We start from the raw sequence: 23,945 nt of genomic DNA on the forward strand, positions 1-23,945 counted from the left end.
GTCACTCCTCACTTGCCTTTTTCAACTTATAGGCAGCATGATTCGTTGGACCTTTTCCTGCTCCTAAAGAAAAACCACATTGAATGGCTTCTGTAATAAACACTTTCGCTGTTTTAATTGCTTGCATCACATCGTCACCTTTGGCTAACTCTGCCGCAATGGCTGAAGCGAATGTGCAACCAGTACCGTGAGTATGCTCTTTCTCTATTCGTTTACTCACTAGAACTTCAAATTGTTGCCCATCATAAATAAGATCTGTTGCATCTCCTTTTAAATGGCCACCTTTAAGTACAATATATTTAGGACCCAACTTATATAATTGTACCGCGGCTTCTTTCATTTCTGCAATTGTTTCTGGCTCTTTTCTGTTTAAGATGAATGCAGCTTCCGGTAAATTAGGTGTAAATACAGTTGTTTTCGGTAGTAGCTTTTCATTTAATGCTTTAATACCTTCATCATCTAGCAAAGCCGTTCCACTAGTGGAGGCAATAACCGGGTCTACGACAACGTTCTTAACAGCATATTTGTCAATTAATCGAGACACCATTTCAATATGATGCTTACTGACAAGCATTCCCGTTTTTAAAGATTGCGCACCAATGTCCTTTAAAACGGCATCTGCTTGTGCATAAACAAGCTCCGGTTCAATTGTGGAAATTTCTTGGACCCCTAATGTATTTTGAGCAGTAATGGCTGTGATGGACGTAGCAGCATATACGCCTAGTTCTTGGCATGTTTTAATATCTGCTTGAATACCAGCCCCTCCTCCAGAATCGGAGCCAGCTATCGATAACACAACTGGGATTGACACCACTTTTAACCTCCTTATGTAAATCGTTCAGGGTGAAATGAGCTAAGAGGAACTGAAGGCTCTTTTTCACTCAACAATTCCACCACCAATTTAGCTGTTATCGCACTTAATAAAATACCATTTCGGTAATGACCACAAGCCATGTAAATATTCGGATACTGCGTTAATGCTCCTATAAAAGGATATCCGTCCTGCGTTGCTGGTCTTAGTCCTGCCCAAGTATGAAACGGTTTTTCGTTTTTTAAAAATGGTAAAATCTTACCATTCCAATTCGTTAATCGCTTTATGCCTTTCTCAGTTACATCTGTTTGAAAGCCAACAATATCTTCGGAAGCACCGTTTACAATTGTCCCATTTGCTTTTGGTACTAAATAACCTTGGCTTGTATATAAGATATGGTGGATCCGCTTCTGTTCAAGTGTATACGCACAGATTTGCCCACGAATTGGAACAATTGGCAAGGATACATTTAATACATCGGCCTGTTCCAGTGCCCAGGCTCCGGTTGCAATAACTAGCTTATCGGCTTCAAATGACATACCATTAGAAGCCGATAATAAAGCTGGTTTTGTTGCTTTTTCAAGCTTTACATCTACAAGATGCTCAAAAATCTTAACTCCACACTGACGGCACGCCACCTCAAGCGCCTTTACGTAGTCGGGCGCATACACATGTGCTTCCTCTGGATAATGAATCGCCCCAATAATTTCTTGAGACAACTCCGGTTCTAGTTCGTTTAATTCCTCTTTCCCAAGCACGTTTGCTTGTGCACCAAATGATTCTTGCCAACTTTTTCTTGTCTCTAAAGATAATAAATCTGCTTCATGGTAAACGCAGTGTAAACTACCTGACTCAGTATATTCGAACTCGTAACCAGATTCCTTTTTTACAATTGCCTGCCACGATTTAAACTCACGTAAACTAGCCAAACAAAGTCGAAAAAAATCATCTGGATCTTCGGTAATCTCGGAATATGGGGCAAGCATCCCAGCTGCCGCACCAGAAGCCTGGCCACCACATGCATTTTTTTCTAATAAGGTTACGGAAGCGCCATCTAATGCCAACTTAAGTGCAATGGATAATCCAATGACACCTCCGCCAAGAACAACAGTCTCTTCCATGCACTCTACCCCTTAAACGATGAAATCAATGATTCATACTGGCTGCTCGCCGTTGCATACTTCTTTTTTGGTATACGTCCAGCTTCAAATGACATTCTTCCGGCATCAATTGCATACTTCATCGCCTTTGCCATTTTAACTGGGTCTTTCGCTTTGGCTACTGGCGTATTCATTAAAATTCCATCAACGCCAAGCTCCATCGCAAGCGCAACATCACTAGCTGAACCAAGACCTGCATCAACAATAATTGGAACGTTCGCTTCTTCCGCGATCAACCCAATATTATATGGATTTAAAATCCCAAGACCTGTCCCAATTGGCGAAGCACCTGGCATAACAGCTGCAGCTCCGGCTTCTTCTAGTCGTTTGCAAAGAATTGGATCATCCGATGTATAAGGGAGTACAACAAATCCTTCTTTGACAAGTATTTCGGTAGCTTTAAGTGTTTCAATGGGGTCGGGTAGAAGTGTTTTTTCAGATGCACTAATCTCTACTTTTATCCACTCACTTAATCCTGCAGCTCTAGCTAAACGGGCAATTCGTACCGCTTCTTCAGCATTACTTGCTCCTGATGTGTTTGGCAAGTATTGAAGAGTTCTCCCCTCAAGGTGTTGCAAAATCGAGTCTTCCCCAGGTGCTTCTAAATTTACTCTGCGAATCGCGAATGTTAATACCTCTGCTCCTGAAGCTTTAATTGCTTCGTTCTGAACATAGGGGTTTGGATACCTGCCTGTGCCAAGAAAAAAGCGAGAAGACAACGTTTTTCCACCGATCACCAATTGTTTTTGCTTCATTTCTTAACCACCTCCTACAAAATGAACTAATTCAATCTGCATTCCTTCTTGGAGCATTGTTTCTTTCCAATGAGAACGATCGATAATCTCACCATCAACTTCTGCAACCACAAGTTGGCTAGACAGCTCATATTCAACAACTAATTCATACAGTGACAAACTTTTAGAATTTAGTTGTCCTCCATTTACAATTATTTTCATTGTTTAGCCTCTTCCAATGCTTCTTTCATTGCGGCACTTGCAGCTTTCACATCTTTTGCGGCAACAATTTCCGTAATCACACAAACTCTATCTGCACCTGCTTCAACCACTTCTTTTACATTATGCAACTTAATGCCACCTATTGCGACAAAAGGAATGGAGACATGATCTTTTACTTCCTGGATATAAGAAGTTGTTACAGGGTCTACAACATCAACTTTACTTTTAGTCGGAAAAATCGGCCCAACCCCAATATAATCTGCACCATTCTTCTCTGCCTCTAATGCTTCTTCTAGTTTATGGGAAGAAACCCCAATCATTTTTTTCGGTCCAATAAGCTTCCTCACTTCTGCTAACGGCATATCATCTTGTCCGATGTGAACACCATCTGCGTCTACGACTAAAGCTATATCAATGTGATCATTCACAATAAAGGGAACATCATACTTTGCACATAATTCCTTTAGGTTTCTTGCCTTTTCAAGTAAATCCTTTTTACTACTTGTTTTGTCACGAAGTTGGATGATATCTGCGCCTCCTTGGATGGCTTCTTCCATCACATCAATCAAGTTTCGTTCAGGGTGAAATTCTTCTCCGGTAATCACATACAAATGAAAATCTCTCATCTTCTATTCCTCCTCTATACAATAAAAAAGACCGCAGCAAAGGGGCTGCGGCCTGCATGCACAAACATAAGGTCCGACTTCCCTCCGCTGGCATCACCCAGATCAGGTCAAAAGGGTATAAGAAACGAGTTCTTATTCTCAGCCCGACTTCTCCAGGCACCCCTAGTCATTTAACAATCATTATGACATATCTTTATACTTGATTTAAACCAGTTTGCTTCATTTTTATAATGGCAAAAACCTTGAACCCGCAATACCAGGTTTAGTCATTTCTTTTGGATCAAGGATCTCATTTAATTCTTCCTCTGATAATATACCACGCTCTAGGCAAATTTCGCGAACAGCTCTACCAGTCTCAATTGCTTCTTTGGCAATTCGTGTAGCTACTTCATATCCAACATGGGGATTGATCGCAGTAACAATACCAACACTTTTTTCAACCATCTCACGGCAATGTTCCACATTCGCCGTAATTCCAGAAATCGCGTACTCTTTAAAAACACGCATCCCATTTTTTAAGATTGTCAATGATTGTAACAAGTTAAATACAAGTACTGGTTCCATCACATTTAACTCCAATTGACCTGCTTCTGAAGCCATACTAATCGTATGATCGTTTCCAATAACTTGGAATGATAATTGATTAATAACTTCACACATTACCGGGTTAACCTTACCCGGCATAATAGACGAGCCTGGCTGACGGGGAGGCAAGTTAATTTCATTTAAACCAGTGCGTGGACCTGAACTCATCAAACGCAAATCATTTGCGATTTTGCTTAAATTGATTGCTAAAATCTTTAATGAACTTGAAAGTTCTGTATACGCATCCGTATTTTGCGTGGCATCAACTAAATCCTCTGCTGTTTTGAAAGGCAGTTCTGTAATATCAGCTAAATGAATGGCTACTTTCTCGATATACTCAGGTTTGGCATTTAACCCAGTACCAACAGCAGTAGCCCCCATGTTTACTTCATGTAGATGATCAGCAGAACGACTTATGCGCTTTAAATCACGTACGAGCACTTTTCGATAAGAACCAAATTCTTGTCCTAAACGAATGGGCACAGCATCTTGTAAATGGGTACGACCCATTTTCAGCACATTGTCAAACTCTTCTGCTTTGCTTGCCATTTCTTTTATTAATTCACGTAATTCGTCCGTTAAGCCCTGAGTCATATGAACTGCTGCAATGTGGATTGCAGTCGGAAACGCATCATTTGTTGATTGCGCCATGTTTACGTGCGTATTTGGGCTTACTTTTAAATAGTCGCCTTTTTCTCCGCCTAGCAGTTCAATTGCTCGATTTGCGATTACTTCATTGGTATTCATATTAAATGAAGTTCCTGCACCGCCCTGAATCGAATCCACGATAAAATGTTCATTTAACTGACCAGCGATCACTTCATTACTTGCTTCTACAATTGCATCTGCAATATGTGGACGCAGTACACCAACATCTTTATTGGCAAGTGCCGCCGCTTTTTTTACATACCCGAAAGCCCGAATTAATTCTGGGTGTGGCGGATAACCTGTAATTGGAAAATTATCTTTTGCTCGTAATGATTGAATGCCATAATACGCATCCTTTGGTACTTGTTTTTCTCCTAATAAATCTCTTTCAACGCGGTACTCCGTCATCTTCTGTTGACTCCTTTAGTCTCTTTCAATTCCCTCAGTTATTTACTTTGTTCACGAGCTTTAATTGCTAACCAAACCGCACCATATATGCCTGCATCATTGCCAAGTGATGCTAGTTTAATTTCTGCACTTTCTGCAACTCTGGGCAATGCATATTGATTGAAAACACGTCGCAGCGGCTCAAGCAATTGGTCGCCAGCCTTTGAAACACCACCACCAATAACTATCTTTGCCGGGTTTAACGCATTCGCTAAGTTCGCTACTGCAAAACCTAAATGTTCTGTTGCCTCTGCTACAACATTAGTAGCGGTTGCATCTCCTTGCTTCGCAGCTTCAAAAATATCTTTTGTTGTTAATGCTTGTGCTCCTACTTGATGAAGCAAGCTCGAAGATTCTTTTTTCATTGCTTCTTGCGCTAATCTAACCATTCCAGTTGCTGAAGATACTGTTTCCAAACAACCCGTTTTTCCACAGTTACACAATGCCCCACCTTCACGAATGGATGTAATATGACCAATCTCACCACCCATGCCATTTTCACCATGGAGGATTTGACCACGCGTAATGATGCCACCCCCAACTCCTGTTCCTAGCGTAACAAACAATTCTTCTTCTGTCCCGTCCCCTGCACCTTTCCATTTTTCTCCGAGTGCAGCTAAATTCGCATCATTATCAATACGGACAACGACGCCTAATGCTTTTTCTAGTTCATCTTTCAGCGGGTAATCTCGCCACCCAATGTTTACAGCATGGTATATAAAACCTGTTTCCATTTCAATAAAACCTGGTGCCCCCACACCAGCTCCTAATAAAACACTATTTCCAGGTAGCTTTTCTGATAGGCTAGTCGCGATATCTGAAACGATACGAACTCCGTTTTCACTTGCATCCGTGGGGATTTCCCATTTACTAATTAAATCCCCTCCTTCTGTTAAAAAGGCTAATTTAACAGAAGTTCCACCAATATCAATTCCCGCATAAAATTCTTGTTTCATAATCCCTTCTCCCCCATTAACTCAACTTCTCAAGTTCTTGCCTAATAATGAGTAACGCTTGCAAGTACTCTTCACGATCGATCATTCCATACTGATGCAATTCCTTTATTTCTCCTTGCATGAGTTGAAGATCCGTTGCTCGATTTCTCGTATATATGAAAGCGCCATACCGTTTCAGCAATTGTTGAATGTCAAAAAGCGTTTTCATCCGTTCACCTCAAGCTTATTATAACAGTTTAATCACTGCAATAAAAAGAAATGAAACGAGCGGGAGAAAAGCAGCGACATATATGTTTTTCACCCATAGCAAGATAGAATTATACAGCAATATCCCAAAAAATACTGCCCCTACAAATAAAATAGCCATACTTAGTGTAAAGAAAGTGCCAAATCCCAGCATCCCCCACTGAACGCCCATGAAAAAAAAGAGGGAGGCGAGTATGATTCCGTATGGTTTTATAAAAAGCTGATAGCCAAATGCCGGGTGGTACGATCGAACAGTCGCAATAATAAATAGAAAAGAACAAATTGCGATGATAATATCTAAAAAACGAAATCCAAGCCAGCTAGGTCCGATCAAAGCTATAAACATTCCCGCATATGAGAAGAATAAAAAACAACAGCCCATAGTCACTAGCATGAGAATCGGCGGTACCAATTTCATCGCTGCAGCAATACCACCAATCGTAACACCTAGTGAAAGGACAAATAAGACTATGATAAACAAAAAGCCCATACCATCATCTCCTGTCTTAAAATTGTACTAGTTTAGCCTATGTTTTCATTTGAAAATTAAGGACACGTTTGACATGATAGAAAAAGGAAAAGGAGTGAACACCATGGCTAGAGATGTAAATGAAGTCATTGATCGAGCAATTTACGGTGCGTTAGAGACAAAACCGGGAGAGCGCCGTCTTTTTTTAACAACTATCCTTGAACGACTGCATATTGCACTAACAAGAAAGCAAGTTAGTTCCAAAGGTATTTATCAAGAGGTCGAACAAGTTATGAAAACGAAACAAAACCTGCATCTTTATGTAAACGCAGAGTTGGGTTACCAAGCATACGCCGATTACATTCGCCTTGCCAATGTTAATCAGATCACATATACGATTGTTTCCCCAACTGGAGAAACACCATTCGGACTGGTCCTTGCTAATAAGGACCAAGCTGTTAACGTTGCCGATCCTTTTATAAAAGATGAGATGCATGATCGAGACATAAGCGCATATTAAAAAGGCAGACCTGCTACCTATCCGGATCTTGTGGATGAATAATAGCAGGTCTGCGATTTTTTAGTGGCATAGAGATACGTAAAAACACATCTCGAAGAGCTTTTAAATTAAACGGGATAAATGGCCACATATATGGAACTTGTAATCCCTTTAAACGAACAAGTAAAATAAGCCATACGGTCGTTGAAACAACAAATCCGACAACACCAAACGCCGCAGTTGCGATAAGAAAAACGATTCGCATAAATCGATTGGCAAGTGACAATTCGTAACTTGGTGTTGCAAAAGTCCCTACAGCTGCAATCGCTAAATATAAAATCACTTCTGGAGAAAACATTCCCACTTCTATCGCGATATCACCTATTAAGAGAGCAGCTACCAGCCCAAGCGCTTCTGCGACAGCACTCGGCGTATGAATAGACGCCATTCGCAACATTTCTATTCCCGCCTCTGCAATAATGAATTGCACAAACAAAGGAATACTTCCTTCTTCTTGGGTACCTACAAACGAAAAAGCATCTGGTAATAAATCAATTTGCGTTGCCAATAAATACCATAAAGGCAATAAAAATAACGAAACAAATACCGCTGAAAAACGAACTAGTCGCAACATCGCTCCGATAATTGGTTTTTGTCTATATTCTTCTGCGTGTTGAAGTAAATTCCAAAACGTAATTGGTGTGATCATTGCACTTGGCGAACCGTCAACTAATAGTAGGACATGACCTTCAAACAAATGAGTTGCACAGACATCTGGGCGTTCTGTGTAGCGTACAAGAGGATAAGGGTTGTTGCTTTCCTTGAAGACAAATTCTTCAATGGTCTTATCAGCCATCGGCAAACCATCGGTATCAATTGCTTTTAATGAATCTCTCATTTGTTCAACATAATCAGGGTCTGCAATATCAGCTATATAAACGAGAGCCATATCTGTTTTTGACCTACGACCTGCTTGCATGAATTCTACACGCAGCGTTCTATCTCTTACACGCCTACGAATCAATGCTGCACTCATCACTAATGTTTCAACTAAACCATCCCTTGCTCCACGAACAACCTTTTCTGTATCTGGTTCTTCAGGACCTCTAACTGGATACTCTCTTGTATCAATTAAGATACAGTAATCGAGTCCTTCTACAAGTAAAGCTGCAGGACCGGATAAAACTTGATCAACAACTTTATTTAAATCTTTTTCGCTCTCCACTTCAGCATAGGGAATCCTGCTTTGCATTAAAGCGTCGTACTCGTGATTTAATTCTTCTTCTGTTGTATGTGATAACTCTCGTTGTATTTGAGTTAAAGCCACATCTTTGCCGAATCCATCTACTAAAAAAAGCGCCATTTTTCGGTTGGCATGCTTCATTTCTAAACAGATAATATCAAAGTTTTCATCAACTGCTAGCTCTTTATTTAAGTAATTAAAGGCGCTCTTAAAAGATGAGATATGATGCTCATCGCCATTGGCCATCGCCATCACCCCTTGTCTATCATAGAATGCACAAGAAGTAAAAATATATGTAACAACAAAAGCCAGCGCAACCGCACCGGCTATTGTTGTTCTTCTATTTGAACCCTCACATCATAATACGTTTCTAAGTCTGGAATATTTTGATCCTCCGCTTGCTCAATCGCCTTATTAATTGCCTCAAGCGCTTGATCATAGGCTTTAGTCTCAGCGTAAATAAGAGCTAAATTATGCCACGCTTCAAAGAATTGTGGTCTTACAGATGTTGCGGTCTCAAGCCGATCTTGCGCCTCTACTAAATGACCGTCTTGAATATCAAGATAGGCTTGTAAAAAAAGCAACTCCGGCTGTTCTGCATTTTCTTCTAACCCACCCTCAATAATCGGTCTAGCTTCTTCTATTTGATTGTTTTCAAATAAACGATTAGCCTCAATTACAGCCAAATCCCCTGACGATGAGCCTTGCTGCTGCCCAAAGAAAAGGAAACCAACTGACGCTATTGCTAGTCCTATTAAAGATAGCAACGCCCATATTCCCTTCGTTTTCTTTTTTTCCTTCGGCATACGCACAAGAACAGCCGTTAGAAAACCACCAATGAGCCCACCTATATGAGCTCCATTATCAATTCCAGGAACAATAAAACCAAGTACTAAGTTAAAAAGTAATAGGAAAAAAATATTCCGTCCAAGCGTTCTATAAAATAGATTTGGCTGTTTAAGACCAAAGTAGAGCAATGCGCCAAAACATCCAAATAATGCACCTGATGCCCCTGCAGACACCGAGTCATTAAAAGCAAAGCTAACAATTGACCCGAAAATTCCCGCCAAAAAATAAATGACTAAAAAACGAATTGAACCAAATAATTGTTCAACCGCAGTACCAAGAAAATAAAGCGCCATGCCATTGAAGAACAAATGGAGCATTCCAATGTGTAAGAACATTGACGTGAAAAGCCGCCACCACTCTCCTTCTATCATGAGAGGATTATATTTTGCCCCATAATCGATTAATACTTGGATATTTGTACTACCTCCATTTAACTCAAGCAATAAAAACATCCCCACAATGGCTATAAGAAGGGCATAAATCATTCTAGGCTTTCCAAAAAACAACGTATTTTTATCCTGTTTTTGCCTACCAGCACTCACTTGCTGGACTTTTGTACGAATTGATTCAATTTCTTGTTCCATTTGAACTTCGTCACTTAGAGCAATGAAAGGTGGAATGCCGTCACTCGAAAGACGATCATTTGCAACCTGATTGTATGTAGATGCGTCCGTATGTAGAGCGATATTCGTAACAGTTCCTTTTTTTCTTACTTGAAAAGGTTCCATTGCTCCTTCCCATGAGTCAACTGGGGGGTAACTCATTACATAAATATTGTCTCCTCGCATCTCCCAAACGCCTAATTGTTTATAAATCGCGTCAAATTGCTGCTTAGCATGAGTGATATCACGTTTTAAGCGGTTTGCCCAATCTACCTCCGATAGTACGAGTCTTATAACTCGCCTCGGCTTTGCTTCATCATCTTCAAACCATGCTTGGGTTGACTGTAGCGAAAGGACTCGATATTGTTTTGTAATCGCATAATGTTCAACCATTTTCCAAAAAAAGTACCGGTGCACAGAAGAATTCAATAACCTTCTCTCCTCTCTGTCAACTTATTATAGCAAGATTAGTGATAAATGAAACGCAAAACACTTAGAAGCCCTGACAACTGTCAGAGCTTGTGTTTATTTATGTCATTCGTTTGTGATGCGTCAGGAAATGAAAAGAGCGTACCCATTATTCGTTTGCGGATAAATGGCAAACGGAGCACCGATACGATTGCCATTCTCCGAAGCAATGGGTGCCTTAGAATGAGATTAACAACCTTGTATCGATATTTATACATACATCCAGCTAGTAGTGCCATTGATAAAATGGCAATAGTTTGGCGCATATGACCACCTCCACTCTTACTATACCGAGTTTCGCTTCTTTTTATCCAAAGAAGCCACACCAATTCCAGCATAACCAAATATAATCGTTAGAATGGGCGATAGAAAGAGAAAAAAAGCATACGGCGCATATTCCACTACTGAAACACCTAAACTCTCCGCATAGAATGCGCCGCTTACTCCCCACGGAATTAACGGATTTACTAAAGTCCCAGCATCTTCAAGCGTCCGAGATAAATTTTTCATTGGCTCGCCTGCTTTTTTATAATGCTGCTTAAAAAATTGTCCCGGCAACAAAATGGATAAGTACTGCTCACCAGTTGTTACATTTACTCCAATTGAAGCTGCTGCAGTAGACGCTATTAAATGACCTCTTTTAAGTAAAATTCGTTCAGCATTGACAAAAAGAGCTTCAATCACGCCTATTTTTTGCACAACACCACCCAAAGCTAGAGCGAAAATAATCAGTGAAACAGCAAACATCATTGATTCTAATCCTCCAGTTTGAATAATTTCATCAACCATTTCACTTCCAGTTGATACATCTAAACCAGACTGTAAAGCATTAAAAATGGTACTAAGTGATTGCTGTCCTTGCACAAAAAAACTAACGAGAATACCAGCTACAATACCTGCTACTAAAACAGGAAGAACTGGAAAACGTAGCTTAACCAGTATAACGACAATGACAGGAGGAGTTAAGGCAAGCCAGCTTATGACAAAGCTTGAATCAAGCGCACTCAATACAGCAGGAATATCTGAATGACCACTAGCTTCTCCTCTCCCAATAAATAGAAATAACAGATAGGTTAAAGTAAGGGCAGGTATTGTTGTCCACATCAAATGCCTGATATGAGTAAACAAATTCACCCCTGCAACTGCCGGAGCAAAATTTGTTGTGTCAGAGAGTGGCGACATTTTATCCCCAAAGCAGGCTCCAGATACAATCGCGCCAGCAACTAATGGGGCTGGTACGTCAAGAGCTATACCAATTCCCATAAGAGCAACCCCCACTGTTCCTATTGTAGTAAAGGAGCTACCAGTAAAGGTTGATACAACGATACAAACAGTTAGTGCACTAATTGCAAACCATTCTGGTGATAGAAGCTGAACACCATAAAACAATAGCGTAGGCACAGTCCCACTCATCATCCATACGGCAATAACAACACCCACTAACATTAAAATTAATATTGGTTGAACGCCCGCACGAACGCCATTTATTGCTGCGGTTTCTAAGTCACTATAAGTAATACCCAAAAAACGGCCCCAAATAATTGTTACCGTTAACGCAATTAGAATTAACATATGTGGCGGAGCTTGAATGATGAACATCCCGCCTACCATAATTAGAATAAAAACAATAAAATAAAGTATAGCCATAAGTGAGTGTATTTTTTTCATTAAAATCGAATCCTTTTCGTTTCACTTTAACGCGTCGACGTGAAATAGTTTTCTTGATTACGTTAGCTTATCGTTGTTTTTCCATTTCGTCAAGAAAAAAAGAGACCGTCTGGTCCCTCCTTTAATTACCAATATACTTACTATAAAGTGATTTTGCCCGAACAAGATCTTCCGTTCCTTGCACCAAAACACGACCATCAGGAAACAAAACTAAGGTTTCTCCTTCGGTTAGCGTAGCTCTCAATAAAAAAGGTGTGGATTTTATTTGAGCACTGCGCTCTAATTTCGTGGCCCATTGCGTTAAATCAATTGGTTGTTGTCGAGTTATTTGGATGGTGTTTCTACCACATAAAGTTGTTTCAGCTTCGCTTTGTGCTTCAAGGGCTGGATAGTGTTGCAACTGACAAGTTGGACAATCTACTTTTGGCTCTTGAAACGCTAGTGAATGACTATAGTTAGTCCAAACATCAAAAGAAGTGAGAGAACGCCGATTTTTGCCGCTTTCAACTAGATACTTTATCGTTTCTACTGCCTGCAAGGAAGCAACAATATCAACGACTGGAGAAATAACTCCCACAGTATCACATGTTTCCCCCGGGGAAGCGCCGCTTTGAATAAAGCAACGAAGACATGGAGTTTTACCAGGTTCTAAAAATGCGCTCATTCCTCTTGCACTCACTGCTCCACCATAACTAAAAGGAACACCGTACTTATAACTTGCATCATTTAATAGAAACCTTGTTTGAAAATTGTCGGTTCCATCTAAAACAACATCAACATCTTGCATGAACGTTTTTATGTTTTTTTCTGTTACATCTTCTACAAATGCTTCTATTTCAATTGTGGAATTTATTTTCTCAAGCGCTTGTTTAGCTGCAATCGCTTTAGGTAAAACTTCTTCTACATCTGCCTCGGTAAACAACGTTTGTCTTTGGAGGTTGCTAAGTTCCACATAATCACGATCGACTAGTCGAATAGATCCTACCCCTGACCGCGCCAAATGGTTTGCCGAAACGGTGCCAAGTGCACCAACACCAACAATTAAAACACGACTCCTTAATAACCGCTCCTGCCCTGCTTCACCAATACCAGAAAACAACTGTTGCCGTGAATAACGCCCTGTATGTGCCAAGTTGTTTCTCCCCTTACATAATCATAATCACTACAGCGATACTTAATACAGCACCTGCTCCCGTACATGTTAAATTAACTAGGTCATTTGTGACAAATGAAATGCCTTTCGTTTGGATTGTTTCTGTGCAATGATAGCGTTTTTCCGTTATTGCTCCACATTCTGGGCATTTGTATAAAGTTTGATATAATGCCCCCATAAGTGTATCAACTAAATTCGCTATGAAACCAATTATCGTAAAAAACAAGAGCCACACATGGCTTAAACTTGTTAAACTCCACCAAATAAGAATAGCTGTTACCGATATAACAAAGCTACCTGCAATAGCCGCAGCAGTCCCCAAACCAGAAACAGCTCCAGAAACTCCTTGTGGAACACTCTCACGTGTAATGATATGGACTGGTTTTTCTTTGCTTAACTTACCCAACTCTGAAGCCCACGTATCCGCTGTCGCAGCCGCTATACTACCTACAAACCCAACGATACCGAGAAGCGCGTAATTCGGAAAGAAAAACACAAACAATGAGCACAGTGCAGCGACTCCTCCATTCGCTAGTACTTGATTCGCATCTCGCGCACCGCTTTTATCAACCACGTCTGCATCAACTGTTGAACGACGCAACCTCCCCATCATAATGGAGCTTCCAAAAAACACAGCATATAATAATAAACCTGCTGCTCCAACTCCGACAACCGTTGCAACCCCAACAAGATAAGCTGCGACTGCACCAGATTTTGTTAACTTTCTTTTTATGTATAAGAAAAAACAAACAACACCAATTAAGATCGCAGAAATGATCACATTCATAACTGCTCACCATCTGAAATTACAAGATCGACCTTTACATCGTGTGCCTCTATCGGTAAATCTATTTTAAGTTGCTCATGAAAGCAAACCGACATAAGCGGTGCCCTTTGTCCAGGTAAAAACCGATCGTAAAAACCTCCACCAAGTCCAAGTCGTTTACCGTCTTTTGTAAACGCGACACCTGGAACAAGAATAAGGTCAAAAACAGAATGATTAACAACTTGACATCTTTCTGGTATTGGTTCCATCAACCCAAACGATTGCATCTCTAAATCTTTCATTGATTTAATTGAAAAAAACTGCATTGTACGGTCGTTTATATTTGTGCGTGGAAGAGCAACTTGTTTTTCTTGCTCTAAAGCTGCATAAATCAAAGGGTAAGTATCCACTTCAGGGAAGCGAGAGGCAGTAAGGGCCACCGTTGTAGAACGTTTCCAAAACGGTGACGTCTGTATTTTGTTTGTTAACTTTAGAGAACGTTCATGATAGACTTCCTTGGACAAGCGTTGTAGCTCATCCTTAACTTGCTTTCGAATTTCTTTTTTAGTAACATCCATCAACTCACCTCGGGCCATAAATTTACAAAAAAATAAGCAGCGGAGAACCGACTGCTTACTTTGTTTCACGATGAAGTGTGTGGCGCTTTAAGCGCGGGCTATATTTCTTCAGTTCAATACGCTCTGGATTTGTGCGCTTGTTTTTAGAAGTGATGTACGTACGATCACCAGTTTCAGTACAAGCAAGTGTAACTTGAACACGCATCTGTTATCCCTCCAAACTCGTCTTGCATACTTGAATAGGATAGCAAATAAAGCAAACAAAAGCAAGTATAATTTACAGCTAGAACGAAAGTGGCCATAGCTTCTTATGAGAATGCTTCAAATATGGAAGGCTATCGGCTGTTACTAACGAGGCTCTCGCTTTATACGTTTGTCTCGGCTCTATTGTCACAGATGCAGCAATAACACTTTCCATACTAGTTGCAGAAAACGGTGCAAAAAATAATTTCCCTTCCTGGTCATTCCAATTTTGCTTTAATGGTCCTGCCCCATGTTGGATATATTGAGCACATGGCATTTGCACCGAGAACAATGAATAGGAATTTTGCGAATGATGAATCAACACCTTTTCTTGAGGCGAATAAAAAACCACACCTTCTCTTTGACCAATTGGCATTTGGTGCAAAAGTAATTTAATATGTCGTGGATGATCGCTTTCATTTTTTAACGTGATAAGTCGAACACTACCTATGGGATCATCTGTTTGACGATCTAATACGGACATGTTAAGGTGCCACTGTTTATGATAGGCTTGACTCATTACTGAAGAAGCAGTTTTTGAAAAAGCAGGGTTTACCCTCCAAGAAGAATCGCCAACCCATGAAGTAGCACCTTCATGCCAAAAACCAATCTTTGTAAGAGTCTCTGGGTTCTCTATCGTTCTTAATCGAGTGTGAATATCAACATAAAAACGATGTTTTAGAAAAGGTGGGTCCAACTCGTTTGAGTAAAAAGGTACAGTTTGCATATAATCGCTCCTTATAATCGAATTTTGATTGTTACGAATAATTACGAACTACATCTTGAACATTTCCACATTTACTTGTTTTTTATTCCAACTACTCATTTTTCTTTTTATAATGCTTCCAGCTTGCTTCCAGTTAAATTGATTCAAAACAACCAACTTCGCATGTTGACCAACGATCGATGCTTCTTCACGTGCTCCATAGATTGTATTCAACCGCTTAGCTAACTCCCTTTCGTCTGAAGCCGGATAAAAGTAACCCGTTTTTTGATCAATAATCATTTCGTTCAATCCACCTACAGCAGAAGCGACAACTGGTAAACCAGCACTCATCGCTTCAAGTGCAGTTAATCCAAAAGGTTCATAAATGCTTGGCACAACAACAACGTCGGTTACCTCAAACCATTTGTTACGCTCTGTATCTTGTATAAAACCTAAGAAAGTTACATCAACGTTTAAACGCTCTGCCAAAGAAGTTAAATAACCTAATTCCGGACCCGTGCCCGCAATCACACACTTTGTATTTTCAGGTAAAAAAGATAAAGCTTTAATTAAAACATCAAACCCCTTTTCTTGAACGAGTCTTCCTGATGCATAAATAAAAAATGAATGAGAACTTGCTTTCTTAACTACTTTCACATCAGTTGCACCACTATATAAAACAGTCGTCTTTTCTTCTAAATGATCATATTGATTTTGTAGCTCACTTTCGACAGACTTACTACAAACAAATAGGTGATCTGCTTCTCGAACGAGAACGCCTTCCTCATACGTATGTCCAGTTTTGATGTCAGCGTATTTTCCTCTTTCTTGCAACGTCCCATGAATCATTCCAAACATTGGGACGGCTAATCTTTCTTTTAGTGCTGCGGCAGCAATAGCTGTTGTCCAATCATGTGCGATGATGGTTGAAACCTCTTGCGTTAAACACAATTGTTCGACCACTTCTACACAAGCAAGATTAAAACTACTAACCCAATGAGCAAAACTCGTCGCTTTTGGTTGCAATGGTTGAATTCGATGAACATACACTGATCGATCCATTACAAGTTCTGGTTTATGTGTTGTAGTCGTCAAAATATGGACTTCATAATCGTCATCGTTTAAAACATATGCCATTTGTTGAACATGTTTGGCGATTCCACCAAATATAACTGGAGGATACTCTAAAGCAATAATAAGAAGAACTGGTCTAGCTTTTTTCTTTTGTTGATGATGACCACAATCAATTTCTAATTGACCGTTAGTCAAGAAAGGCAATTGCTCCTTTTTTTCTTTTTTCTTCTTCACTTCATAGAAAGCTTGCACATGATCGTCGAAACGTTTTTGAGCGTAAGTGGTTGCTGTTTGTCCATCTAGAATAAACGCCCAGTCACTACTTGCTGCAAGCATCCAATGTTGCATCATTTCTTTTTCAACGACTGAAAAAGGATGCTTGTATTTCGCTAGAGAAACCAATTCCATTTCCATTGAATGCAATGGTTTATACATGTATCGGTTTTTCTCATTTAGCCAAACATCACCGTACCCATCTCTTCCCCATGTTGTAAAAGGAAGATCGTTTAACTGTGGCATGTCAGTATCCAAGAACGATTCTGGTAATGTCAACATTCCCCTGCGCAATCCTTCTTCTACAATCATTCCAACCCATTCTGGCCCTTCAAACCACCAATGACCAAATAATTCTGCATCAAACGGAACCGCTTCAAACGCATCATTCGTAGTGGTTTGTTCAACTTTTTCCAGAAAATCAATCGCGTCTCTTTTCACTTGCTTCATTGCTTCTACCCGATCGTAAGTCTGCTTCTCCTCATTTTTACCTGTTACACGCCAACACTTAATCCCAGTATCAATTCGAATACCTTCAGGATGAATAAAAGGGGCTATATAATGATCCGTTCTCTCATAGGCTACATCCCTATAAAACTCACGATACATTTCATGGCCTGGATAACCATCAACCGAACTCCAAACCGCTCCACTTAAGTGCCGATTTCTTGGAATCAACATCACGCCATGTGGCGACATCGCGGGCTTTCGTGATGGCAAAGCATGTTCATCAACGAATGTATACTGAATTCCAGCTGATGCTAGTGCCTCATCTACACGTTCGTCTAAAGCACATTCTGGTGTCCAAAAACCATTAGGTCGAAAACCAATATGTTTAGTAAAACAATCAAGTCCAGCTTCTATTTGTGCTTTTATCCCTTCCATTGTCTTCATATAAGGTAGAATGGCATGGGTAGCGGACGTTGTAATGAATGAAACGGTATCTTGGTATTGCGCAAAAAGAGATACAACATTCTGATTACAAGAAAGAAATGTTTCTTCCAATTGCTTATACCTTTCCTCATAGAATTTAAGAAGATCCGTTTCAATAAAACCGTATCGCCTCTCCTTTCTAATTAGTGCTTGCGCGACCTTTAAATAATTCAGGTATCTATTTTGTAACAATGGATCTGCTAACATTTCTAATAGAGGTGGAGAGAGTGATAATGTAAACGTTTTTTCCTTTGGGAGCTGCTCCAATTGCCAAATTAATGGTATATAGGTCTCTGTTATGGCTTCGAATAGCCATCTTTCTTCTAGTCTGTTGGGCTCATCATGGCGTATATAAGGCAAGTGGGCATGCAAGACAATTGCTAAACGGTTCATAAATGGCCCCTCTCAATATAACTGCCATACGCAGACCAAAGATATTCTTGATTGTCCACCTCAACTTGATGAATCCAATCGTGCCGTTGATGCTGATTTGGCTCATTGCTTTGTGGCAATTTCACTACATTTGTTCGATTCACACATAAGAAACGTCCTTCTGAAGTACGAACTCCAATTTCACCCAAATAATGCCTACCTGATTCTAAGTTCGTAAAAACCCAATCTCCTGTCATTTCAGGTAACAAAATCTCAATTTGCCTATTTGAAAAATGCCCATCATAATTCACCCAAGTTACATCATGAAGCACAATACATTTCTTTACGCTTGAAAAACGTTCTCCTGATTGCCATTCTAATAATCGTTGCTCTTCATTTGACCAAGACCAGACCATCACCAAAATGGTCGGAGAATGTGTAAAAAGAAAACAGTTTCTTTTTGATAAGCGATCAAGCGCATCACTCGATTGTTTCCTTTCTTTCTCAGTACGGATAATAAAAGCTTTTTTATTTAAAAAAGGCTTATTCATTACTTCCCTCCAACAATTGCTTTATAAAAAGCATACCTGCTTCCTAACATTCCTACAAGAAGTGCAAATTGTATGTTTTTGTAGACGCTCAACTCCACTCACGACAAAGCTTTGCGGCTTCCACCCCTCACATCTTCATTATTTCGTTCATTTCATGTCTAAAGATGTCAAAAATATCCGCACACCGCCAAAAATTTCGTAAATCCAATCGAATGTCTGCCCATTTCATGTATAATGGATATCGTGAACAAACAAGATTTTTATTTATAGGAGGGTAAACGACACATGGAATGGACGTTAGCAATTTTATTTGGAACAGCGATCATTCTGTTCATTCTTTCTTTTTTTAAAGGCGAAAAATCGTCAAAAGTAGAAGATCAAATGGAACAGCTCTCCATCTCTTTTATGCAAGAGTTGTATCAACTAAAAAATCAGGTGAGAAACTTGGAACTTGATGCAGAAATTTCGGCTCAAGACATAAACAACCAAACACGTTCTTCTTCACACCAAAAATTACTCAGAGAAATACTAGATTTGCATAAACGCGGGTATTCAGTTGAAGGTATTGCTTTTGAGACAAAACTGGAGGATCACGAAGTAGAACGATTGCTCGCTCCATATGTGGGAACAGAGGATGGAGATCGAAAGAAGGTTGCCAATGACGCCTAAAACGATGCGCAGTTTTGCAACTGGATTACTCGTAGCCGGTGGAGCTCTTGGGTTCGTTTATTATACAAGTGACACCAAGCAGGCAAACTCAGCTGAACAAACAGAAGCAACGATAGAAGACATGCATGAATCATTAACAGAAGCTGGATTTGTCGTACAAGAGCAGGAAGAATGGAATCAAATGGAAAGAGATTTGGAAGAGGCGCTTGCAGCTGCCGAAAACGCAACTGATTCTGATGATGAAGGAAACAATGAAGTCGATGAGGAAGAGCGGATTGTTTACCGTACCATTCTTCACGTTGTTGCAGGCATGACAAGTATTGATGTTGGAAACATGCTTGAAGAAGCAGGAATTGTTGACAGTGGCTACGACTTTTATGAAGAAGTGGAAAACCGAGGTCTTTCAAATGAACTACGTCCGCAAGTTACTGGAGAATTAACAAGCGAAATGAGCTTAAGTGAAGTCGTTGATGCATTTTTCTAAGTAGCTATTTCGATACGATTAGTGTAAACCCCTTTTAAATTTACAAATTAATTATGAAACCTAAAAAAACCCGGTGAGTTTACGCTCACCGGGTCTTCGCTTATTCGTCAAACAAATCCACTTCATCGACAACCGAATCCACATCTTCAGGACCGTTGCGGTTTTCTTTTAAGTCAAAATAAGAGTTGGTAAGTTCTTGACTAATGTTCTGAGCAATCCTATTTGAGTCACCTGCTGATGGTATCCTCATCCCAGGAGCAATTACAGCAAATGCGATTTCTGGATCATCGTAAGGGGCATACCCAACAAAACTGACGTTGTTGGCTTTATAGCTTGTACGTTGATCCCCTTCACCAACACTAACCGTCGTTTGCGCAGTTCCTGTTTTAGCTGCAATTGGCACATCCGTATCAATGGAACCTGCCGTCCCATTATTTCCATTGACAACGCGACGAAAACCATTTTGCACAACATCAATTTGATCTTGACTCATATCAACAGTATTTAAAACTTCCGGTTGCAATTGTCGAAGCACAACGGAATCTTCACCATTTGTTGAAGGCTCTTTAATCTCCTTAACGAGTAGTGGTCGCATACGCACCCCATCGTTGGCAATCGTGCTTATATACTGACCTAATTGTAACGTGGAATACGTATCAAACTGACCAATCATAAAGTCCAGCGCAGCCCCTGGGTCTTGATCTAATGGTCCAATCATTCCAGTTGATTCAAAGGGCAAATCAATTCCTGTCGAGCCACCAAGTCCAAACTGGTTAAAATAATAACGCGAGCGATCTAAAACATCCTTCGCTGTTGATATCGAATACAAAGTTCGCTCGTTCTTAGAAAGCGATGGATTGTATGTGTAGTTCCCCATTCTCATCGCAATATCAAACATATATACGTTAGATGAACGTTCAAGCGCAGTTCCCATATCAATTGGTCCAAGGATACTCACTGAACGTTTATCAGCTGTTCCTCTAAACTGTAAAGGCCTGTCATTTATAACAGTTCCTGGACTAACCACACCTTCTTCCATTCCCGCTAAAACAGAAGCACCTTTCACAACAGAGCCAAATTCATAAGCATTGTTTACTGTTCCTAACGGGTTATACGAGCCATCACCGCTAGCCGGATCATGATAGCCACTCATTGCCAGTATATCACCGGTTTTCGGATTCATGACGATGGCATACGCGCTTGCATCGTGGATAAAACGTCCTCGATTAGCCATCACTTCTTTTTGGACAATTTCATCAGCTAGTTGTTGGTACTCCATATCAATGCTTAGAACCAAGTCATTTCCGCGGCTCCCCTGCTTTTCTTCGACAATGCTTTCTGCTGGTCCAGAACCTTGTTTCGTTTGTGTTCTAGAGATTTCAGCTTTCTGCCCTCGCAAAGCCTCTTCGTATTGCGCTTCGAGGTAACTTACGCCAACAAGGTCGGAACGCTGATAGTCTTGTGTTAAATATTGGTCAATATCATCAGAAGGAATTGAACCAACACTGCCAAATAACGACTTTAATGTATCCCCATACACGTATTCGCGACTGGAATCACGCTGCAAGTCAATATGAGGCAATCGATCTAAATGTTCAGAGAGAACATGTGCTTCTTCTTCTGAAATCGACTGTTTAATCCGTTGAGGTGAACCATTTGAACCTCTAAGCATATGAGAAAAGATAGCGATGATTTGTTCTTCTTCTTCAGAGTAATGACTGACCATCTCTTCGGTAATTTGATCTATAATTCGTTGATACTCAGATGTTTCATCATCTTCGGCATACTCAATATCCTCAATTAATGCTTGACGCTCTTTCACTTCCATATTGATATAAAAATACTCCTGTTTATCACGAAAGCGAAGATTTTCTGTATCCACATCAATATATTCGGATAACTTTTCAGCTAATTCAAGCATCTCGGCTTGTTTTTGGTTCCCTGGATTTGTGTATGTAACCGATAATTCCATCGCATTATCGACGATCACATTACCGAAACTATCGAACATGAGTCCTCTTGGTGCATCAACTAAAGCCGTTTGGTTTGAAACATGAGTTAATTCTTTTTCATATTCTTCACCGTTTACAATTTGAACTAAGCCTAGACGCAGAATTAATGCAGAAAATAGCAAAAATACAATCAAAAACAAAATATTTAATCGCATCGACACTTGGTGGCGTTTTTTATTTTTCGCTTCCCCCAAATCTTCTCCCCCTTAAACGACAAAATATCAAATGAAAAGACACCCGGAATGCGGATGTCTATTGTTGTTAAAGTCGTTACCCGCAAGTGCCGTTTGCAGTGAATGTTTCATGAACCTACTCTCGTAGGTGGGTGTCCGCAGTTAGCCTTTCGAAGTCTAGAACAAGCTAGCTTGACGTTGTGCTACTCATATAGAACTCCCTTTTTCACATTCAAGGTTCGAAACATAAAAAAGCGGACGAACACGGCAGGTAATTCTTTCTTAGTATAACCCCAATTCACGAACGCTGTCAAAGCATGTAACAATTTTACACAGTTTTATCAGATCCAGCATTCCCTTCTGTTTGGTTAACAGGAGGCACTAGATTTTCAGGTGGTTTTTCTGGATTCAATTGAATTTTACGGACAAATAAGTAAATAAACGTATGCCCTGAACCAACGATTAATAAAACTACTGGAATTGCTTGTTTTTCCGGAAATAGTTTGATTGCAGCGATAAATAGCAAGATAGACGCAATCCGCCCCATATTAAGGAACAACTCACGAACAACTACGTATTCTACACGTAATTCGCCAGCTCGATGCGCTTTTCCTATCACATCATAAGTCAGAGATACATATGGAATTAACAACATCGGATAGGCAATTGAAATAAAAACACCATATGTGATTAATTTGGCAAAGCTCAAATTAACCAATAAAAGAAAAATCGCTCCATAAAGTAATAAACCGCCTGTTAATATTGCCTTTTTACGCGCTCTTGGTTTCAATAATCTGGCCGTTAAATAGTAACAAACAAACTGAGTCCCTGATGTTACTAGACCATAAGTACCTAAAGCCAGTTCGTTACTTGTTACTACATAAACCCAAACAACGATAACAAAAACAAAAGTCCCTTCACGCAAGCCTTGAGATAAATGAGCCCACAAAATACGTCTCCAATTTTTATTGCGTTTGCGCTCTTTAAATACTTCCCCTAGTTCAAATCTTCCTTCGGCATGCCGTTTACTCATCCCTATTGTTAACAACACAGCAATAACAAATAAAGTAAGAGAACAGCCAAATATTAAGAAATAACCTTGGTATCCACTCATTTTTGTAATGATTATGCCTGCAAACATTGGACCTGTCATTCCAGCAAAAGACGTAAGCAACCCTTGATATCCATTAAAAAAGTCTCGTGTTTCAGGTTCCGTTACTTCAAATGTTAATACATTAAAAGCAAGCCAGTAGCAACCTGTTCCAATACCTAGTAAAGCTCCTAATAAAAGCAAGTACTGTGCAGCGCTAGAACCAGCAACGAGCACCATAATGTAAAAGAGCGACATAACCGTTACACCTATACGAAGTACATGGACTCGGTCGATTTTTTTTGTTAATTTCCCAGCAATCATGAAAGCGATTGGTTGTAAAATGACCGACATTAAATTATAAAGTGCAAGGTCAATAAATTGTCCTGACTGCTTCCATAAAAAGATGTTTACAAATGTATTGGAAAGCGCCACACTCAGCGCATAAAGTCCGCCTATTGAAAGAAGCAATTTAAAATCTTTTGTTGCTTCGATATGGCCGAAAACTTTATCTGCCCATTTTTGTTGCATGACCTCACCACCTCAACAGTAGTGTGTCTGTTTGAAATCGGCGTATGCATACTTTTCGATTCTTTGAATGACAAAATAAATAAAACTGCACTCATTTGAATGCA

At 40.0% G+C, this 23,945-nt stretch carries 25 protein-coding genes, 1 other RNA gene and 1 riboswitch; of the genes, 3 read left to right on the top strand and 23 right to left on the bottom strand.

All coding sequences use genetic code 11. The features are described 5' to 3' along the window. Position 1: 1 nt before the first annotated feature. The 9 genes from thiD to BK584_RS03630 all read right to left on the bottom strand — a co-directional run bounded on the left by thiD (position 2) and on the right by BK584_RS03630 (position 6,925). Positions 2-811, bottom strand: a complete 810-nt coding sequence (thiD, locus tag BK584_RS03590) for a bifunctional hydroxymethylpyrimidine kinase/phosphomethylpyrimidine kinase (protein WP_078395389.1) — start codon at positions 809-811, stop codon at positions 2-4. A gap of 14 nt (positions 812-825) precedes the next feature. After that, positions 826-1,932, bottom strand: coding sequence for a glycine oxidase ThiO (gene thiO / locus BK584_RS03595; protein ID WP_078391330.1), 1,107 nt, complete (start codon positions 1,930-1,932; stop codon positions 826-828). A 5-nt stretch (positions 1,933-1,937) separates the two neighbouring features. After that, on the bottom strand, positions 1,938-2,726 hold the full coding sequence (locus tag BK584_RS03600; protein WP_078391331.1) for a thiazole synthase: 789 nt from the start codon (positions 2,724-2,726) through the stop codon (positions 1,938-1,940). 3 nt (positions 2,727-2,729) lie between these two features. Beyond that, entirely contained in the window at positions 2,730-2,927 is a 198-nt protein-coding gene (gene thiS / locus BK584_RS03605) for a sulfur carrier protein ThiS (protein WP_078391332.1), read from the bottom strand. After that, positions 2,924-3,553 (bottom strand): thiamine phosphate synthase, encoded by a 630-nt coding sequence (gene thiE, locus BK584_RS03610; protein ID WP_078391333.1) that lies wholly within the window; start codon positions 3,551-3,553, stop codon positions 2,924-2,926. Before thiE ends, thiS begins: the two co-directional genes overlap by 4 nt. Positions 3,554-3,615: 62 nt before the next feature. Further along, positions 3,616-3,727, bottom strand: a riboswitch (TPP riboswitch). Positions 3,728-3,778: 51 nt separating this feature from the next. Continuing rightward, complete coding sequence (gene aspA / locus BK584_RS03615; protein WP_078391334.1) at positions 3,779-5,194, bottom strand: aspartate ammonia-lyase; 1,416 nt, start codon at positions 5,192-5,194, stop codon at positions 3,779-3,781. Positions 5,195-5,232: 38 nt separating this feature from the next. Then, a complete protein-coding gene (locus BK584_RS03620; protein ID WP_078391335.1) occupies positions 5,233-6,189 on the bottom strand; it encodes an ROK family glucokinase in 957 nt (318 codons plus the stop codon). Between the two features lie 16 nt (positions 6,190-6,205). Next, a complete protein-coding gene (locus BK584_RS03625; RefSeq protein ID WP_078391336.1) occupies positions 6,206-6,397 on the bottom strand; it encodes a YqgQ family protein in 192 nt (63 codons plus the stop codon). Between the two features lie 18 nt (positions 6,398-6,415). After that, entirely contained in the window at positions 6,416-6,925 is a 510-nt protein-coding gene (locus BK584_RS03630) for a hypothetical protein (RefSeq protein WP_078391337.1), read from the bottom strand. 103 nt (positions 6,926-7,028) lie between these two features. Between BK584_RS03630 and BK584_RS03635 the strand changes: the two genes are divergently transcribed. Further along, complete coding sequence (locus BK584_RS03635; protein ID WP_169871046.1) at positions 7,029-7,424, top strand: YueI family protein; 396 nt, start codon at positions 7,029-7,031, stop codon at positions 7,422-7,424. 13 nt (positions 7,425-7,437) lie between these two features. On the opposite strand, the gene BK584_RS03640 is transcribed toward BK584_RS03635, so the two are convergent. The 11 genes from BK584_RS03640 to BK584_RS03690 all read right to left on the bottom strand — a co-directional run bounded on the left by BK584_RS03640 (position 7,438) and on the right by BK584_RS03690 (position 18,882). Then, positions 7,438-8,892 carry a spore germination protein gene (locus BK584_RS03640; protein ID WP_078391339.1) on the bottom strand — a complete coding sequence of 485 codons (1,455 nt, stop codon included), beginning with the start codon at positions 8,890-8,892 and terminating at the stop codon, positions 7,438-7,440. An 80-nt stretch (positions 8,893-8,972) separates the two neighbouring features. Next, complete coding sequence (locus tag BK584_RS03645) at positions 8,973-10,526, bottom strand: rhomboid family protein (RefSeq protein ID WP_078391340.1); 1,554 nt, start codon at positions 10,524-10,526, stop codon at positions 8,973-8,975. Between the two features lie 83 nt (positions 10,527-10,609). After that, a complete protein-coding gene (gene yqgO / locus BK584_RS03650) occupies positions 10,610-10,831 on the bottom strand; it encodes a protein YqgO (RefSeq protein ID WP_078391341.1) in 222 nt (73 codons plus the stop codon). Positions 10,832-10,850: 19 nt separating this feature from the next. Further along, complete coding sequence (gene nhaC, locus BK584_RS03655; RefSeq protein ID WP_078391342.1) at positions 10,851-12,233, bottom strand: Na+/H+ antiporter NhaC; 1,383 nt, start codon at positions 12,231-12,233, stop codon at positions 10,851-10,853. Positions 12,234-12,354: 121 nt separating this feature from the next. Then, a complete protein-coding gene (locus BK584_RS03660; RefSeq protein ID WP_078391343.1) occupies positions 12,355-13,365 on the bottom strand; it encodes a ThiF family adenylyltransferase in 1,011 nt (336 codons plus the stop codon). Positions 13,366-13,378: 13 nt separating this feature from the next. After that, a complete protein-coding gene (locus tag BK584_RS03665; protein ID WP_078391344.1) occupies positions 13,379-14,173 on the bottom strand; it encodes a DUF92 domain-containing protein in 795 nt (264 codons plus the stop codon). After that, on the bottom strand, positions 14,170-14,730 hold the full coding sequence (locus BK584_RS03670) for a 5-formyltetrahydrofolate cyclo-ligase (RefSeq protein WP_169871048.1): 561 nt from the start codon (positions 14,728-14,730) through the stop codon (positions 14,170-14,172). The genes BK584_RS03665 and BK584_RS03670 overlap by 4 nt, the downstream gene beginning before the upstream one ends. Positions 14,731-14,785: 55 nt before the next feature. Next, on the bottom strand, positions 14,786-14,935 hold the full coding sequence (gene rpmG, locus BK584_RS03675) for a 50S ribosomal protein L33 (protein ID WP_054712094.1): 150 nt from the start codon (positions 14,933-14,935) through the stop codon (positions 14,786-14,788). A 78-nt stretch (positions 14,936-15,013) separates the two neighbouring features. Next, positions 15,014-15,700, bottom strand: a complete 687-nt coding sequence (locus tag BK584_RS03680; protein ID WP_078391346.1) for a hypothetical protein — start codon at positions 15,698-15,700, stop codon at positions 15,014-15,016. Between the two features lie 48 nt (positions 15,701-15,748). Next, positions 15,749-18,352 (bottom strand): 1,4-alpha-glucan branching protein domain-containing protein, encoded by a 2,604-nt coding sequence (locus tag BK584_RS03685; protein ID WP_078391347.1) that lies wholly within the window; start codon positions 18,350-18,352, stop codon positions 15,749-15,751. Then, a complete protein-coding gene (locus BK584_RS03690; protein WP_078391348.1) occupies positions 18,349-18,882 on the bottom strand; it encodes a DUF4912 domain-containing protein in 534 nt (177 codons plus the stop codon). The genes BK584_RS03685 and BK584_RS03690 overlap by 4 nt, the downstream gene beginning before the upstream one ends. Before the next feature lie 285 nt (positions 18,883-19,167). On the opposite strand from BK584_RS03690, the gene BK584_RS03695 reads away from it, so the two are divergent. Together BK584_RS03695 and BK584_RS03700 are read left to right on the top strand one after the other, a co-directional pair. Continuing rightward, entirely contained in the window at positions 19,168-19,551 is a 384-nt protein-coding gene (locus BK584_RS03695; protein WP_078391349.1) for a hypothetical protein, read from the top strand. Beyond that, a complete protein-coding gene (locus tag BK584_RS03700) occupies positions 19,541-20,035 on the top strand; it encodes a hypothetical protein (RefSeq protein ID WP_078391350.1) in 495 nt (164 codons plus the stop codon). The genes BK584_RS03695 and BK584_RS03700 overlap by 11 nt, the downstream gene beginning before the upstream one ends. 100 nt (positions 20,036-20,135) lie before the next feature. On the opposite strand, the gene BK584_RS03705 is transcribed toward BK584_RS03700, so the two are convergent. The 3 genes from BK584_RS03705 to BK584_RS03715 form a co-directional block, all read right to left on the bottom strand. Then, positions 20,136-22,241, bottom strand: a complete 2,106-nt coding sequence (locus tag BK584_RS03705) for a peptidoglycan D,D-transpeptidase FtsI family protein (RefSeq protein WP_078391351.1) — start codon at positions 22,239-22,241, stop codon at positions 20,136-20,138. Between the two features lie 73 nt (positions 22,242-22,314). Then, positions 22,315-22,497: non-coding RNA, 6S RNA (ssrS, locus tag BK584_RS03710), on the bottom strand. Positions 22,498-22,548: 51 nt separating this feature from the next. Beyond that, entirely contained in the window at positions 22,549-23,841 is a 1,293-nt protein-coding gene (locus tag BK584_RS03715; protein ID WP_078391352.1) for an MFS transporter, read from the bottom strand. Positions 23,842-23,945 lie beyond the last annotated feature (104 nt).

The organism is Shouchella patagoniensis, assembly GCF_002019705.1.
Classification (GTDB): domain Bacteria; phylum Bacillota; class Bacilli; order Bacillales; family Bacillaceae_D; genus Shouchella; species Shouchella patagoniensis.